Annotated in this window: 14 protein-coding genes; 2 read left to right on the forward strand and 12 right to left on the reverse strand. The window is 48.8% G+C overall.

Going from position 1 to position 15,390, the window contains the following annotated elements:
* The first annotated feature begins 28 nt into the window (after positions 1 to 28).
* A complete protein-coding gene (locus H591_RS0108020) occupies positions 29 to 1,195 on the forward strand; it encodes a patatin-like phospholipase family protein (RefSeq protein WP_028244287.1) in 1,167 nt (388 codons plus the stop codon).
* Positions 1,196 to 1,202: 7 nt separating this feature from the next.
* Here the strand turns inward: H591_RS0108020 and H591_RS0108025 are convergent, their stop codons facing one another.
* Positions 1,203 to 1,922: a murein L,D-transpeptidase catalytic domain family protein gene (locus H591_RS0108025; protein WP_022966435.1), complete on the reverse strand. Its 720-nt coding sequence runs from the start codon at positions 1,920 to 1,922 to the stop codon at positions 1,203 to 1,205.
* Positions 1,923 to 2,141: 219 nt separating this feature from the next.
* Between H591_RS0108025 and H591_RS0108030 the strand changes: the two genes are divergently transcribed.
* Complete coding sequence (locus H591_RS0108030) at positions 2,142 to 3,749, forward strand: L,D-transpeptidase family protein (RefSeq protein WP_156853160.1); 1,608 nt, start codon at positions 2,142 to 2,144, stop codon at positions 3,747 to 3,749.
* Positions 3,750 to 3,819: 70 nt separating this feature from the next.
* Here the strand turns inward: H591_RS0108030 and cydX are convergent, their stop codons facing one another.
* The 11 genes from cydX to ccoG all read right to left on the reverse strand — a co-directional run bounded on the left by cydX (position 3,820) and on the right by ccoG (position 15,303).
* Entirely contained in the window at positions 3,820 to 3,939 is a 120-nt protein-coding gene (gene cydX, locus H591_RS15860) for a cytochrome bd-I oxidase subunit CydX (protein WP_022966437.1), read from the reverse strand.
* A gap of 82 nt (positions 3,940 to 4,021) precedes the next feature.
* Entirely contained in the window at positions 4,022 to 5,161 is a 1,140-nt protein-coding gene (gene cydB, locus H591_RS0108040) for a cytochrome d ubiquinol oxidase subunit II (protein WP_022966438.1), read from the reverse strand.
* 11 nt (positions 5,162 to 5,172) lie between these two features.
* Positions 5,173 to 6,738, reverse strand: coding sequence for a cytochrome ubiquinol oxidase subunit I (locus H591_RS0108045; RefSeq protein ID WP_022966439.1), 1,566 nt, complete (start codon positions 6,736 to 6,738; stop codon positions 5,173 to 5,175).
* 306 nt (positions 6,739 to 7,044) lie between these two features.
* Complete coding sequence (locus H591_RS0108050) at positions 7,045 to 7,593, reverse strand: adenine phosphoribosyltransferase (RefSeq protein ID WP_022966440.1); 549 nt, start codon at positions 7,591 to 7,593, stop codon at positions 7,045 to 7,047.
* Between the two features lie 30 nt (positions 7,594 to 7,623).
* Positions 7,624 to 8,358, reverse strand: coding sequence for a fumarate/nitrate reduction transcriptional regulator Fnr (gene fnr / locus H591_RS0108055; protein WP_022966441.1), 735 nt, complete (start codon positions 8,356 to 8,358; stop codon positions 7,624 to 7,626).
* Positions 8,359 to 8,502: 144 nt separating this feature from the next.
* A complete protein-coding gene (hemN, locus tag H591_RS0108060) occupies positions 8,503 to 9,891 on the reverse strand; it encodes an oxygen-independent coproporphyrinogen III oxidase (RefSeq protein ID WP_022966442.1) in 1,389 nt (462 codons plus the stop codon).
* A gap of 105 nt (positions 9,892 to 9,996) precedes the next feature.
* Entirely contained in the window at positions 9,997 to 10,680 is a 684-nt protein-coding gene (locus H591_RS0108065; RefSeq protein ID WP_022966443.1) for a sulfite exporter TauE/SafE family protein, read from the reverse strand.
* Positions 10,673 to 10,885, reverse strand: coding sequence for a cbb3-type cytochrome oxidase assembly protein CcoS (gene ccoS, locus H591_RS0108070; RefSeq protein WP_022966444.1), 213 nt, complete (start codon positions 10,883 to 10,885; stop codon positions 10,673 to 10,675). The genes H591_RS0108065 and ccoS overlap by 8 nt, the downstream gene beginning before the upstream one ends.
* Positions 10,886 to 10,913: 28 nt before the next feature.
* Complete coding sequence (locus H591_RS0108075; RefSeq protein WP_022966445.1) at positions 10,914 to 13,319, reverse strand: heavy metal translocating P-type ATPase; 2,406 nt, start codon at positions 13,317 to 13,319, stop codon at positions 10,914 to 10,916.
* A 65-nt stretch (positions 13,320 to 13,384) separates the two neighbouring features.
* A complete protein-coding gene (locus tag H591_RS0108080; RefSeq protein WP_022966446.1) occupies positions 13,385 to 13,885 on the reverse strand; it encodes a FixH family protein in 501 nt (166 codons plus the stop codon).
* A 14-nt stretch (positions 13,886 to 13,899) separates the two neighbouring features.
* A complete protein-coding gene (gene ccoG / locus H591_RS0108085) occupies positions 13,900 to 15,303 on the reverse strand; it encodes a cytochrome c oxidase accessory protein CcoG (protein WP_022966447.1) in 1,404 nt (467 codons plus the stop codon).
* Between the last annotated feature and the right edge of the window lie 87 nt (positions 15,304 to 15,390).

A 15,390-nucleotide genomic window follows, 5' to 3' on the forward strand; every position in this document is an offset into this window, starting at 1 on the left:
AGAGGAACAGATCCCTTCGCCGAAGCCGCTGCTCAATGGCAAAAAAGACAGTGCTGTGACTGGCTTGATTTTATCAGGCGGTGGTGCGCGTGCGGCTTATCAGGTGGGTGTCTTGGCGGCAATTGCTGACTTGTTGCCCGAGTCAGCGGAAAATCCTTTTGAAGTGATTGTCGGCACCTCAGCCGGCGCGATCAATGCGGTCAGTCTGGCCTGTGGCGCTTTGGACTTTCAGCAAGCAATCCGCAAGTTAACCAGCGTTTGGCAGGGTTTTCGTACTGAGTTGGTGTATCGCACTGATTGGTGGGGAGTTCTTCGCCAAGCAGGGCGTTTCGTTGGACAGCACTTGCTCGGCCTAGGGCGTGGGCTTGCGCCTGTGGCTTTATTGGATAACTCGCCGCTGCGTGATTTATTGCTAAAGGAACTGGACTTTTCTGGAATTAATCTTGCGGTGGCGCGGCGTAAGTTGCGCGCGGTTGCGATTACTGCCTTTGCTTATCAGTCTGGGCAAGCGGTCACTTTTTACCAAGGTCGCGGTAACATTGACCCTTGGTTACGTCATCGGCGGCATGGCTTGCCTACGCGTTTGCGTATTGAGCATTTGATGGCCAGCTCAGCCATTCCTTTGCTGTTTCCACCGGTACGTTTGAATAATGAGTATTTTGGTGATGGCGCTGTGCGTCAGGCTGCGCCCATCAGTCCGGCGTTGCACTTAGGTGCTGATAAAGTCTTAGTGATTGGGGTGCGTAGCCAAACGCAAGAAGAGCAAATCATTCCAATGACTGCGCGCCCACCCAGTCTTGCGCAAATTGGTGGACACCTACTTAACAGTACCTTTATCGATAATTTAGAATCAGATCTGGAGTTGCTTGGGCGTCTGAATATGCTTGGGCAAATGCTGCCGGAAAGCGAGCGTAAAAAACATCTAGGGCTTGCTCCTGTGGATGTTTTAGTTATTTCTCCGAGCAAGAAGATTGACGAAATTGCCGCCCGTCATCGCCACCAATTACCGGCGTCGTTGCGTTTGTTTTTACGTGGGCCGGGAGCAACACGCGCCAGTGGCGGTGGGGTGTTGAGCTATTTACTCTTCGAGCGCAGTTATTGTAATGAATTGATTGAGTTGGGCTACCAAGATGCGATGAGTAAGAAAGATGAGCTCATCGCTTTTTTAGGTATTAGCCCGCCTGCAGCTCAGTAGTGTTTAATCAGCTGTCATCTGCCGTGCGACGCTTGCTGGCGCTGGCCACTTGTGGAGTGCGGCAGTTTAAGTAGATTGAGCTTTGTAGCCATTGCTGGTCGGGATACCAAGAAAACATAAACTGGCCGCCTTTGAGTTTATCAATCACTGTGCGAGCAATTTCTGGACGTACAGCAGGACAACCTTGGCTGCGACCAATACGGCCTTGAGTCTTGATCCATGCTGGATTGACGTAGTCGGCAGGGTGAATAACGATGGCGCGCTCACGGGCACGGTCATTAATGCCAGGCTCTAGACCGTCCATGCGTAATGAGTAACCGTGCTTACCTTGATAGCTTTCTGCAGTGCGAAATAAGCCAATGCTGGATTGGTGGCTGCCATTGGTATTGGAAAAGCTGGTGGCAAAGTTATCGCCAGAACGGTTGCCGTGAGCGACAAAATCATGCAAAACCAATTGTTTGCTTTGTAAGTCAAAAATCCACAAGCGCTTGTCACTGGACGGTAAAGAAAAATCAATCACCGCCAAACGTTGAGCGGGTTCTGCGCCGTGGCTGAGAGCACATTGCATCGCACTTAAGGCGGTATTGAGTACTTTGCTGTTTAAATTGGGTGCTGATTGTTTAAGAGAGTGAGCAAGCTGTTGTGGGTAAGTGGCGGCATTAACAGTAAAGACGCAGAAGCTCGATAGAACAGCGAATAATGATTTAAATAAAAAACAACGAAGCATACAAATACTCTCAGTACAGCACAGTATGTGCTTTTAAAAATAGGCGGTTTGTCCGAGTTAGATCACAGCATCTTGGCATGTGTTGTTTTTATAATTGTGATACAACAGTCGCTACCTGCGTCTAACCTTATTGAAAGCGGTGATGCATCTTATAACAGCTCTCTGAATGGATCCAAACCCTTGTTTAAAAAACACTCATGGTTAGCTTTAACAATTGCTATGACTTGCAGCTCCTTGGTTTTGGCGCAGCCCAGTAGCGATGCGCAAACACTGGCTGAAACGCTAAATGCATTGCCACAAGCTTGCATTACATCGACAACGCACCGTTTGTCGGAACAGTCGATTCAGCAGCTGCAAATACTCTATCAGACAGTTAACTATGTGCCGATGTGGCAGGATGCCGCTCAACGCCAGCAGCTACTTGAGCTGATTAACGATACTCAATACGACGGTTTAAAGCCGCAGATGTATCAATTGCAACATTTGGCGGCGTTGCAGCAACCCGCGTCTGAGCAGCAACACATCTGTGATGAACTGCTGGTCAGTCATGGTTATTTACAAGTGCTTACGCATTTGCGCGATGGCGTGCTCGACTCTCAGCAGGTCGAGCCTTATTGGCTGGAAGCCGCTGCTATGCAAGCACCCATAACCTCGATTATTGAGGTGGCCGCAGTAGGGCTAAATAATTTACCGCAGGTGTTTGCTGATGTGCGTCCGCAGCACAGTGCTTATCAAAAGTTACGTGAGATATTAAAAAGCAGCTATTTATTAGCCCAAGCCGACTGGGGCGAAGTAGCAGTACAAGGTAAGTCGCTACGAGTGGGTATGCTCGATCCGCGAGTGCCGGACTTGCGTCAGCGTTTACAGTTGGCGGGCTACATTAAAGACAGTCCTGAGAATGCGCTGACCCCGGTAGAAAATGTCACTGGCGATATCGTCGCGGTTGATTCGTTGTTGTATACAGATGAACTGTCGGCTGCGGTTAAAGCGTTTCAGCAAGATCATTATTTAGAAGATGATGGCATTGTTGGTCCAGCAACCTTACGTGAAATGAATATCAGCCCTGAGCAGCGCATGCTGCAAGTACGAGCCAACCTTGAGCGACTGCGTTGGCTCGATCAGTTGCTTGAGCCAACCATGCTGGTGGTGGATATTGCTGGCGCGCGGTTATTATATTTTCGTGATGGCGATATCGTTTGGCGCACACGGACTCAAGTGGGTACGGTAAAGCGTCAAACCCCTTTGTTAAAGTCGCGCATTACGCATCTCACTATTAATCCCACTTGGACAGTGCCGCCGACAATCTTGCGTGAAGATAAGTTGCCAGCCATTCGTCGCGATCTGGGCTATTTAGCCCGTAGCAATATGAGTGTGCTTGATTATCAAGGAAATGTGCTGGATCCCAGCAGCATTAACTGGCATGCGCCCTCAGGCATTATGTTGCGTCAAGGCCCAGGGCCAAGCAATGCGCTGGGCTTGGTAGCAATCCGTTTTGCCAATCCTTTTAGTGTGTATTTGCATGATACCCCCAGTCAGCATCTGTTTGGACGTGCAACGCGTACGGTCAGTTCTGGCTGTGTTCGAGTTGAGGAAGCACAAAAGCTGGTTGATCAACTGTTGTTTGATGCTTCAGAGCAAGAGCTTGAGCGCATTGCCCTGATTAAGGCCAGTGGCAAAACCCGTAATGTGAATTTACCCAAGCCGATTCCAGTGCTGTTAGCTTACTGGACTGTGGAAGTAGATATAGACAATCGTTTACGTTTTCGTAGTGACAGCTACGGCCATGATCAGAAAATCATTAGAGCGTTGCAGGCCGTACAGCGTTAGGGCGCTTTGCATATACCGCTTAAATGAAAAAGCCGCGCCTGGGTAAGGGCTGCGGCTTTTTTGTTGCATGTTATTCAGCAGGTGAATCGCTGTTGGCGTCTAAGTCGAATGACCGTTCTAGCCAAAGCGCATTAATAATCGCCATGCTGCAGGCTAAAAGTACGCCTAAAATCCAAGTAAAATACCACATATAAAACCCCTTAAATCATAGTGTGAAGCAGCGTGCTGGCGCATACCTAGGGTAGTGGCCAGCACGGCCATACAGCTGTCGATCAGTACAAACCGTGCGGATCACCATCGATATCTGCGACTTTTACTGTGCCCCACATCTTGATATAGCTCCATAAGGTGTAGACCAAGATAATAGGTACAAAGATTGCTGCTGCAATAAACATAATCCCTAGTGTCTTATGACTGGATACCGCATCCCACATAGTTAAGCTTGATGCAAAATCAATGCTTGAAGGCATCAAGAATGGGAATAGAGCAAAACCTGCGGTGCAAATTGTTCCGCTAATGGCCAAGGATGAGCCTAAAAAGGCTAAAGCAGAGCGATTAATGGTTGCACCTAAGAGCGCTAATACACCACCGATAATACCGACAATTGGTGCGATGCGCATGATGGGGTATTGTGTGTAGTTAGCCATCCAGCCAGGGTTGTTTTGCTCGACCACTTTGCTTAATGGATCAATTGCACCATTAAAATCGATCACCGAGATCACGCTATAACCCTCAATGCCAAACCATAACCACAGGCCTGCCGCGATAAAGGTGATCAGGTAAGCCGTTGATAAAATCTGCGTGGCGGTTCTTGAGCGCTGCAGAACTTGCTTGTCTGTTCGCATCATCAGCCAGGTTGCGCCGTGAGTCATCAGCATCGTTAGGCTGACGAGGCCAGCGAGAATAGCAAACGGATTGAGCAGTCCCCAGAAGTTACCGGTGTAACTGATACGCATGGTGTTATCCAGCATAAAGGGCACGCCTAAAAACAGATTGCCGAAGGCCACACCAAACACCAGTGCCGGTACAAAACTGCCCAAGCACAGCGCCCAATCCCAGCGCGAGCGCCAGTTTGGATTATCCAGTTTGCTGCGATAGTCAAAGCCTAAAGGACGGGCAAATAAAGCGAACAATACCAGCATCATGGCCCAATAAAAGCCTGAGAAGGAGGCCGCATAAACAATTGGCCAAGCGGCAAATAGAGCGCCTGCGGCAGTAACTAACCAGACCTGATTGCCCTCCCAGTGCGGGCCAATAGTATTGAGTACGACGCGGCGTTCGCTGTCAGTACGGCCAATCAAAGGCATTAAAATAACAGCGCCCAGATCAAAACCATCGGTTAAAGCAAAACCAATCAGCAAAACGCCAACCAGCACCCACCAAATGAGTTTTAGAGTTTCGTAATCAAACATTTCGTCACTCCTTATAGTTTTTTAGTGGTGTTTTGTTCGAAATGGTAACGACCGGTATGCAAGCAGCTTGGACCTTTGCGAGCAAAGCGAATCATTAAGAACATTTCAATGATAATTAACACCGTGTAAATAACCGCGATAGTAATAATCGAGCCTAGGACATCACCGCTTGACAGTGATGAGGTGGATAAGAAAGTTGGTAGCACTTCACCAATCGACCAAGGCTGGCGACCGACTTCGGCAACATACCAGCCCGCTTGTACGCCAATCCAAGGCAGCGGTAAGCTCAATAAAGCAAAACGTAATAGCCAGGTTTTGTGCTCTTGGTTGTGCTTGGTCGAGGCCCAGAAAGCTAAGACAAATAGCAGCAACATTAAGAAGCCTGCTCCTACCATGAAGCGGAATGCCCAGAAGATACTGGGCACATGAGGGATGGTATCGGCAGCGGCAAGTTTGATTTGCTCTTCAGTCGCTTCGGCAATATTTTCAGTATATTTTTTCAACAATAAGCCATAACCAAGGTCTTGTTTGACTTCATCAAACAGCGCTACGTTTTCTGCAGAGCGATCTCCGCCACGCAGAACCTGCAATCGCTCATAGGCCAGCATGCCGTTACGAATACGCACCTCGTGTTGAGCAATTAAGTCCTTAATGCCCGTGACTTCTGTGTCTAAAGAACGCGTCGCCATAATTCCCATTGCGTAGGGGATTTTGATGGCATAGTCGGTGCTCTGCGTTTCCATATTGGGTAGACCGACTAAGGTAAAGGCTGCTGGTGCTTTTTCGGTATGCCATTCCGCTTCAATCGCAGCCAGTTTGGTTTTCTGTACATCACCAATTTCATAACCAGACTCATCACCCAATACGATCACTGAGAGAATTGATGCCAAGCCAAAGGCTGAGGCGATGGCAAATGAGCGACGGGCAAAACCAAGATCACGTTTTTTCAGTAAGTACCAACTGGAGATCGCTAGCACAAAGATTGAACCGGTCACATAACCTGCCGCCACGGTGTGGACAAATTTTACTTGAGCGACTGGATTGAAGATCAGTGCGGCGAAGTCGGTGACTTCCATGCGCATGGTTTCATAGTTGAACTCGGCACCGACAGGGTTTTGCATCCAGCCATTGGCCACGAGAATCCACAGCGCTGAAAGGTTAGAGCCGATCGCTACCAACCAGGTAACGGCTAAGTGCTGATGCTTACTCAGGCGCTCCCAGCCAAAGAAAAATAAACCAATAAAGGTTGATTCTAAGAAGAAGGCCATTAATCCTTCAATCGCTAGCGGTGCGCCAAAGACATCGCCGACATAGTGGCTGTAATAGGACCAGTTGGTGCCGAACTGGAACTCCATGGTGAGACCGGTAGCAACACCAATGGCGAAGTTAATCCCAAACAGCTTACCCCAGAACAGAACCATGTCTTTGTAGACTTCTTTGCCGGTCAAGACATACACCGACTCCATAATAGCCAGCAAAAATGCTAGACCAATGGTCAGGGGGACAAAAATGAAGTGATACATTGCTGTCATCGCAAATTGAAAGCGTGACAGATCAACAAGGGTTTCCGAGATCATTGCGCATACTCCTCGGGAGTGGATGATACAGATATTAGGCTTGGCAAGGATAAGCTGGTGTAGACAGAAATCGGCCAAGCAAGGCTGCAGTTATCGGCACTGAGAGACATAGTGAATACTCTACAAATACATACGACATTTGTAGTATGTCACTTTTTTATTGATAAATGACAAGGAAGCAGCGGTGACCGGTTGTCGCAGTGTGTGCTAGCGCACGTCTGGCGATGTATTCGTCATGGGAAATGGGTTGTTGCAGAGAGAAAAAGGATTGCCCGCTCAGAGTGCTTGAGCGGGCATTTTGACCGGTTAGTGTTCGTTAAGGGTGAAAGCGGTCAAGGTGAAAGTCGGCACACCAATATCTTGCATCAGCTGTGAGCCTTGTAACTCTGGCAGATCAATAATTGCCGCCACTTCGTAGACGCTGGCGCCCATTCTGCGGATTAAGCGTGCAGCAGCGATAAAAGTGCCACCACTGGCGATGATGTCATCAATCAGCAGGACTTTATCACCTTCACATAGGCTGTCAGCGTGCACTTCAAGAGTTGATTGCTCGTACTCTGTGTCATAAGGCTCGCTAAGAATATCCGCGGGTAACTTACCTTGCTTACGGAACAGCACCAAGGGTTTGTTCAGTTCATAAGCAATGGTTGCGCCCAATAAAAAGCCGCGTGATTCAATTGCGCCGATATGGGTGAAGTCACTTTCAACGTAACGTTGTACTAAACCATCAATCACCATGCGCATAGCGCGCGGAGATTGAAATAAAGGCGTGATGTCGCGAAAAATAACACCTTTTTTAGGGAAGTCAGGAATAGGGCGAATCAAAGACTTAATTACAAATTCGTCAAAAATCATAGCGTGAGCCTCTTTCTTGAGCCTGCTGAATCAATTATCGAGATTACCACCTGCCAGAGCACAGATTTCAATCAGGTTGATCAGATTGACTTCTTTGCCTTCCGCTTCTAACAGACCACTTTGTTGGAAGCGAGTAAACACTCTGGAAACAGTTTCGACTGCTAGACCTAAGTAGTTACCAATTTCGTTGCGCGACATGGCTAAACGAAACTGTTGCGGAGAGTAACCACGGGCACGGAAACGGGCAGACAAATTCACCAGAAAAGTAGCAATGCGTTCATCGGCAGTTTTCTTCGATAGCAGCATCATCATTTGCTGATCATCGCGAATTTCGCGACTCATAATGCGCATGAGCTGACGACGCAGTTGCGGCAAGCTGGCGCTTAACTCATCCAGTCGGTCGAAGGGTATTTCGCAAATCGAAGTGGTTTCTAAGGCAATCGCCGAGACGGGATACAGTTCAGTGTCCATGCCCGATAGACCAACAAACTCGCTTGGCAAATGAAAACCAGTAATCTGTTCTTGTCCACAATCGGTGACGCTAAAAGTTTTTAGGCTGCCGGAACGTACGGCATAAACTGAAGCAAATGTATCGCCTTGGCGAAATAGAAAATCGCCTTTTTTCATAGGACGGCTGCGTTTGACGATATTATCAAGAGCATCGAGATCTTGCATATCCAAAGACAGAGGTAAGCAAAGGGTCGCTAAACTGCAATCTTTGCAATGCGCCTGATGCGGATTGCGTGCACTGATTATTTCTGCCATGCCATGATTCCTAAGCAAAGGAGCGATTCAAACTAACTAGGCGTAAGGTTACCTTAGCCAGCCAGAAGCTGCCAGTGCTGCAGAGGATGGTTTTCATCGAAGCCTGCAGATGTCTCGCTACTTTGTTGGCTTTGCTAAAGCCATTTACATCATCTGAACTAAGGATGGTGTTTGATTAGTGTCTTGCGCAAGGTAGTCATCAAATAACTGGCAGACAGTCAAAGTGTATAAGCGCCCTGGTGCGGTGATGCTCAGTTTTTGCTCGCTCAGCTCTAGTAAGCCATTACTTTGCATGCGCAGTAGTTGCGGCCATTGGGCCGCGAAATAGCTTGCAAAATCAATCGCAAAGCATTGCTCTATGACGCTGAAGTTGACTTCGAATTGACAGGTTAATGCTTGAATGACAGCGCGATGAATTTGGTCTTTTTTAGTGCACAGCACGCCCGTTGCTGGCGGTAACTGTTGATTACGGCAAGCTGTTTGATAGCTATTGATGTCATGGCTGTTGTGGTAGTACAGGTTGCCGAGTTGGCTTACCGCAGACACACCAAAACCTAGAGTGTCACAGTTAGCGCTGGTGCTGTAACCCTGGATACCTTGTTGTAAGGTGCCGTCTTCTTGGGCGTAGGCAAAGTCGTCATCGGCTAGGGCAAAATGGCCCATACCGATATAGCGGTATCCAGCTTGCTCTAGTTGCAGCTGCGTGCCTTTGAGCATGGCTTCAAGGTTAGCTATTGAGGGTAATTCAGCGGCATTAATGCGTTGTTGAATTGGATGTTTGTCAGGTTGATGTTGATAGCCTTGTAAGCTGATTCGGTCCGGTGCCAGTTGCAATACATCCTCTACAGCTTGGGAAAATGATTGCGTTGTTTGTTGCGGTAAACCGTAGATAAGGCTGATGCTGACAGTGCGAAACTGTAGTGTGCGAGCGGCTTCAACAATCGCTTGGGTTTGTTCAATGGTCTGTAAGCGGTTAATGGCTCTTTGTACTTTTGGGTCGAGCCCTTGCACTTCGATATTCACCCGATTAAAACCGATATCACGCAGTACGCCCATGGTTGACCAGTCGGTTTCTCTTGGGTCTATATCGATGCTGTAGTGGGTAAAGTTATTGCTGGTGATGTTGAAATTGTCTTGCAAGCAGCGCATCAGTTGGCGCAGTTCAACTGGGTTTAAAAAAGTTGGCGTGCCGCCACCAAAGTGCAACTCTTCAATATTGCGTTCGCTGGCAATATGCTGGGCAACGGTTTGGATTTCTTGCTCTAAACATTGCAGGTATTGAGCGGCGCGACTGCGATCTTTTGTCACTATGTTTTTTTTGCTGCAGTAGTAGCATGCGTTTGCACAAAAAGGAATGTTAACGTTCAGGACAAGAGGACGCTGCGCTTTGCGACTGTCACGTAGCGCACTAAAACGTTCAAAAGCACTGATGTTTTGTTGAAAATGTTCCACGCGCGGGTATGAGCTGTATGGCTTATCAAGATTATGATAAAGATTAAATAATTTTGAGCTCCAACCCATGGTGTTAAGCATGACACATGACTCCCCAAACGCTAGCAAGTGATGCGAGTATAGGGGGGGATCAGACTATGCCTCTTGATCTGTATCAAGCGTATTTCTGCCTGTGTAGAAACTTACTTAGTGACCCATCAACCAGTGCTGATGTGGACCTGGCAGGGTCCATAAGCCGTAGAGGATCACTAGTAGGCCGGCTGCATGGCGTACGTTTTTCTTGCGCAAGAACGCTGTCACCTGTTCTGCCGCGAGTCCTGATGCTAAAAGCACCGGCCAAGTGCCTAAGCCAAAAGTAAACATCAGTAGGGCGCTGGTGCTGGCTTCGCCTTGGCTGGCGGCCCAAAACAGCGTGCTATAAACCAAACCACAGGGCAACCAGCCCCACAACATACCGAGCAGTATCGCGTGGAATGTACCTTTTACCGGTAGTAGACGACTGGCAAAAGGTTGGATGTGCCGCCATAAGTAGCCGCCAAGTTTTTCAATCCGGGTCAAACCATGCCACCAGCCCGCCAGATACAAGCCAAGGCTGATTAGTAATAACGCGGCGACCACGCGCAAAGCATTGGCGGCAGGCGTTTGCTCAACCGCCCAACCAAATAGACCAAATAAGAATCCTGCTATGGCATAACTGCTGACGCGACCGAGGTTGTAGCCAATGATTAAGCGTAAGCGGCGGTTGTGCTGCTCAGCTGGAATGCTCATGGTCAAAGCACCCATTAAGCCACCGCACATACCAAGACAATGCCCAGCACCCAATAGACCGAGAATAAATGCTGAAGCCAGTAATGGGATAAGATCAGCCATTGTGCTGATCTTCCCCGTCAGTTTTTTTGCTTGGTTGGTGTTTCATTCCTGCTTTGTGCATAGGGTCTTCGTCATCAAATAAAATGCTATGCGCAGGACTGTCGAGGTCTTCGTACTGGCCATTATCAACGGCCCAAAAAAACAGTTTAATGGCTAGGGCAACAATGATCATTGCCACGGGAATCATTACATATAAAGCGGCCATAACAACATTCTCTATAACAGCGCGAAACTCATTCGTGGGTACGAGTGAGGCGTAGTGCATTGAGCACCACTAAAAGAGAGCTTACCGACATACCCAGTGCTGCCCAACCAGGTGTCACCCAGCCAATGGCTGCAAAAGGAATGATGAGTCCATTGTACAGGGTTGCCCAAGCTAAGTTTTCAATAATGATTTTACGAGTGTGCTTGGCAACACTGAAAGCGCTTACCAAACTGCTGAGCCGATTCGATAAAAGAATCGCGTCAGCACTGGTTTTAGCAAGGTCAGTGGCGCTGCCCATCGCAATACTGATATCCGCTGCGGCCAATACCGGCACGTCATTGACTCCGTCCCCGAGCATTAATACGTGACGGCCTTCGGCGTGCAGGTTTTTCAATACGCTGAGCTTATCATTTGGAGTGAGGCCGCCACGCGCATCATCAATGCCGAGTTGTTGAGCGATTTGTTGCACCATGGGCGAGCTGTCGCCGGACAACAATAAAACCTGCCAGCCGCGCGCACGGCAAGCTTGCAGCAATGCTGGGGCGTCTGGGCGTAACTGATCATCAAGAGCAAACCAAGCTAATGCTTGCTGAGTATCACCGAGCAGTAACCATTGGCCTTGCTCGCTCGGCATGGCCGGCGCAGGATAGTTACCCAGTTCGCTGACATAGTCAGGACGACCGATACGCAGCTTGCGTCCTTCAACGAAACCTTCTAAGCCTAGCCCCGGCATACTGCTGACCGCATTGGCGGCCATTACCGTGCGTCCGAAAGCGCGAGCGATGGGGTGTTCCGAGTGGCTTTCTAATGCGGCGGCTAATTCTAAGCATTGTTGTTGATTAAGGTCGGCACAGGTTTGGATGCTTTTTAAGGTGAGCTTGCCTTCAGTTAAGGTGCCTGTTTTATCAAAGATCACTGTGTCAACTTGATGCAGGCTTTCTAAGACGTGCCCTTTGGTGATCAGCAGTCCTAGTTTATGCAGTGATCCGGTGGCGGCAGTCAATGCAGTCGGCGTGGCGAGTGATAGCGCACAAGGACAGGTGGCAACCAATAAGGACAGAACAATCCAAAAAGCCCGAGAAGGATCGTAATACCACCAGATGCCGCCCACTATTGCAGCAATCAATAGCACGCTGATCAAAAACCATTGCGCGACTTTATCCGCCAGTTCCGCCAGCCGCGGTTTTAGATTTTGCGCGCGTTCGAGTAAACGCACGATGGCTGAGAGTCGCGTTTGTTCGCCCAGGGCTAATACTTCAATGGTCAGCGGCCCTTCAACGTTCAAGGTGCCAGCAACCACAGTGTCGCCCGGTACTTTGTTTAAAGGCAGGTACTCGCCGGTGAGCAAGGACTCATCAATGCTCGATTGACCGCTTAAAATACAGCCGTCTGCTGGAATAAGACTGCCGGGCGGTACTAATAGATGCTCGCCCAAAGACAGTTCGCTGAGCAAGATTCGCTCATGGTTACCTTCTGCCGTTAAGCGCAAGCAGGAGGCCGGTAGTAAATTGACCAATTGCGTGGTGGCTGCTGCAGTGCGTTCGCGTGCGCGCCGTTCTAAATAGCGGCCAGATAAAAGAAATAATGCAAACATGCCAGCAGCGTCAAAATACAAGTCGCCTTGTCCGGTAAGTGTTGACCACACACCGGCGGCATAGGCACCAGCGATGGCCAAAGAAACCGATACATCCATGGTCAGATGGCGGGTGCGCAAGTCACGCAGAGCACCGCTGAAAAACTCGCTGCTGCAATAAAAGACGATGGGCGTGGTCAGAATTAAGCTGGTCCAACGCAGCAAGCCATCCATGCCTTCGGATAAATCTAGATTGAATTCTGGCCAAGTGGCCATGGAAGCCATCATCACCTGCATCCACAGCAAACCTGCTACGCCGAGTTTGCGCAGTGCACGGCGGTTATCAGCCTGCATTTTTTCACTGACGGTATCAGGTTGCCAAGGGTGCGCGGCATAGCCGATATGACGGATGGTTTTCAGTAGTTCAGACAGCGCCAGTTGCTCGGCATCCCAGCGCACACTTAAGCGGTGATTGCTTAGATTGAGCGACACATCGATCACGCCAGACAGTTTTTTTAAGTGCTTTTCAATCAGCCAACCACAGGCCGCGCAGGTGATGCCTTCGATGAGTAGTTTGGTTTCGCTGATGTTGCCGGTTGTATTGACAAAAGGTTTTTGAATGTCTTCGCGATCGAGCAGTAATAACTCGTCGGGCAATACGCCGGGTAAGCTTTCAGGGTTTGCTGACGGTTCGCTACGGTGCTGATAGTAACTTTCTAGACCGCCGGCAATAATCGCTTGTGCCACGGCTTGGCAGCCGGGGCAGCAGAATACACGGGGTTTTTCTAAGACCACTGCGCTGAAGGCATCACCGGTCAGAACCGGCAAGCCGCAGTGAAAACACGCTAAAGGAGCAGCCATGTCTGTCAGCTCTCTATAATAAATACGGTGTCGCTTGATTGCAGATAGATATCCACAGCAGTAGATTAATCGCCCAGTTCGGTAGATTGGCCATTGACCAGAGTTTTTTCTTCAAACAAGCGCCATTCCTCACCGTTCTCATCGCCTAGAACTTCAACGAAGCGACGACCCTGGATTTCTTCTTCGAGTAAACCACGGTAGACATCAGCGCTGACCGGTTGCAATACAATGCGACGGTCGCGTTCTGGTTGCGTAGGTGAGATTAAATTGAGTACCAAGTGTTGCGGTCTGCTTTGTCCTGCAAGGGTCAGTTCAGCTTGTCCGAGCTTCGCATCTAAGCTTAAAACGCCAGTCATCTCAAGTTGCTCAGCCAGTCTTTCACGCTCCAGTGAGGTGTTAATTCCTTTGCCGGCATCATAGTAGTTGTCCACTACCAAGCTGTCGGCATTGCGGATGGAGATCGTCAGTAAAGACAGCCCGAGTACCACAGAGAAACTGAGCATACCAATGATGAACCAAGGCCAAAACTCTTTATACCAGGGTAAAACATTGTCTTCGGGCTGCATGAGATGTCCTTTAATTAACGAATGGTTGGGCCGAGGAATCGGCTTTCAGCGGTTCTGTGGATGCTGTTGTCATCTTCCGACAGAATCTTAAACTCAATTTGGTTGGTGCTTGAAGGAATATCTTCCGGGTCAACCGAGATCGATACTGGCACTGATAAAATCTCGCCAGCTGCCGCAGGAATGTGACGTTTCCCTTCAAGGGTTAAACCGTTAAGACCTGTTGCTTCAATCATATAGACATGATCTTTTTGATCTTTATTCATGATCTTTAAGGTGTAAACGTTTTCTATCCGACCTTCTTGGTTTTCACGGTACGGCGTGCGGTCTTTCAGTACGTTGAGTTCAACCAGAGTACGGTTGAAAACGGTGTAGCCAAATAAGCCGCACATGATCAAGAGCGCGGCAGCGTAACCAATTAAGCGCGGGCGAATCAGTTTGGTTTTTTGGCCTGATAAGTTGTGCTCGGTGGTGTAACTGATTAAGCCTTTAGGATAGCCGACCTTGAGCATCACATCATCACAGGCATCAATACAGGCCGCGCAACCAATGCAAGCAATCTGCAAGCCATCACGGATATCAATACCGGTTGGGCAGACATGTACGCAGAGTTTACAGTCAATACAGTCGCCTAAACCTTGAGCTTTGTAATCGCTGCCTTTTTTACGAGGACCGCGTTTTTCACCGCGCTCGGGGTCGTAAGAAACGATCAAGGTGTCTTTATCAAACATCACACTTTGGAAGCGTGAGTAAGGGCACATGTGGATGCACACTTGTTCTCGTAACCAACCGGCGTTGAGGTAGGTGAGTAGAGTGAAAAAACCTACCCAGAAATAGGCCCAACCATCGGCATTACCAGTGATGAGATCCATTGCCAGTTCACGAATCGGGGTGAAGTAACCGACAAAAGTAAAGCCAGTGGCAAAACCAATACTAATCCAGAGGATATGTTTAGCGGTTTTGCGTAAAAATTTGTTCGCCGACATCGGCGCTTTATCGAGTTTCATGCGGGCGTTGCGGTCACCTTCAGTGACTTTTTCGCACCACATAAAGACCCAAGTCCAGACGCTTTGTGGGCAGGTATAGCCGCACCAGACGCGCCCAGCAAATACGGTAATAAAAAACAGACCAAAGGCGCAGATAATTAACAGCCAAGACAACAGCATAAAGTCTTGTGGCCAGAAGGTTGCGCCAAAAATATAGAACTTGCGCTCTGGTAGATTCCACCAGACCGCTTGACGATCACCCCATTGCAGCCAAACAGTGCCTAGAAAGGTGGCAAACAGGAATAATCCAGCAACAATACGAATATTACGGAAGAGGCCAGTGAACGCACGTGTATAGATCGTTTCACGTTTAGCGTAAAGGTCTACGGAAGGGGCTTTAGGCGTTATGTTTTTTACAGGTATTTGGTCAGTCATCAGGTGTACCACTGCGGTTTTTAAATATCCGGCCAGTTAATAACTGGCCGGAATAAGCTTATAACTGCTTTCTATGGTACGCCTGCT

Source organism: Denitrificimonas caeni DSM 24390, from assembly GCF_000421765.1.
Classification (GTDB): Bacteria; Pseudomonadota; Gammaproteobacteria; order Pseudomonadales; family Pseudomonadaceae; genus Denitrificimonas; species Denitrificimonas caeni.

Bases quoted from the DNA above. Each gene is read 5' to 3' on its own strand.
- H591_RS0108025 (WP_022966435.1), bottom strand. From the start codon at position 1,922: ATGCTTCGTTGTTTTTTATTTAAATCATTATTCGCTGTTCTATCGAGC.
- H591_RS0108030 (WP_156853160.1), top strand. From the start codon at position 2,142: ATGACTTGCAGCTCCTTGGTTTTGGCGCAGCCCAGTAGCGATGCGCAA.
- cydX (WP_022966437.1), bottom strand. From the start codon at position 3,939: ATGTGGTATTTTACTTGGATTTTAGGCGTACTTTTAGCCTGCAGCATG.
- cydB (WP_022966438.1), bottom strand. From the start codon at position 5,161: ATGTTTGATTACGAAACTCTAAAACTCATTTGGTGGGTGCTGGTTGGC.
- H591_RS0108045 (WP_022966439.1), bottom strand. From the start codon at position 6,738: ATGATCTCGGAAACCCTTGTTGATCTGTCACGCTTTCAATTTGCGATG.
- H591_RS0108050 (WP_022966440.1), bottom strand. From the start codon at position 7,593: ATGATTTTTGACGAATTTGTAATTAAGTCTTTGATTCGCCCTATTCCT.
- fnr (WP_022966441.1), bottom strand. From the start codon at position 8,358: ATGGCAGAAATAATCAGTGCACGCAATCCGCATCAGGCGCATTGCAAA.
- hemN (WP_022966442.1), bottom strand. From the start codon at position 9,891: ATGCTTAACACCATGGGTTGGAGCTCAAAATTATTTAATCTTTATCAT.
- H591_RS0108065 (WP_022966443.1), bottom strand. From the start codon at position 10,680: ATGGCTGATCTTATCCCATTACTGGCTTCAGCATTTATTCTCGGTCTA.
- ccoS (WP_022966444.1), bottom strand. From the start codon at position 10,885: ATGGCCGCTTTATATGTAATGATTCCCGTGGCAATGATCATTGTTGCC.
- H591_RS0108075 (WP_022966445.1), bottom strand. From the start codon at position 13,319: ATGGCTGCTCCTTTAGCGTGTTTTCACTGCGGCTTGCCGGTTCTGACC.
- H591_RS0108080 (WP_022966446.1), bottom strand. From the start codon at position 13,885: ATGCAGCCCGAAGACAATGTTTTACCCTGGTATAAAGAGTTTTGGCCT.
- ccoG (WP_022966447.1), bottom strand. From the start codon at position 15,303: ATGACTGACCAAATACCTGTAAAAAACATAACGCCTAAAGCCCCTTCC.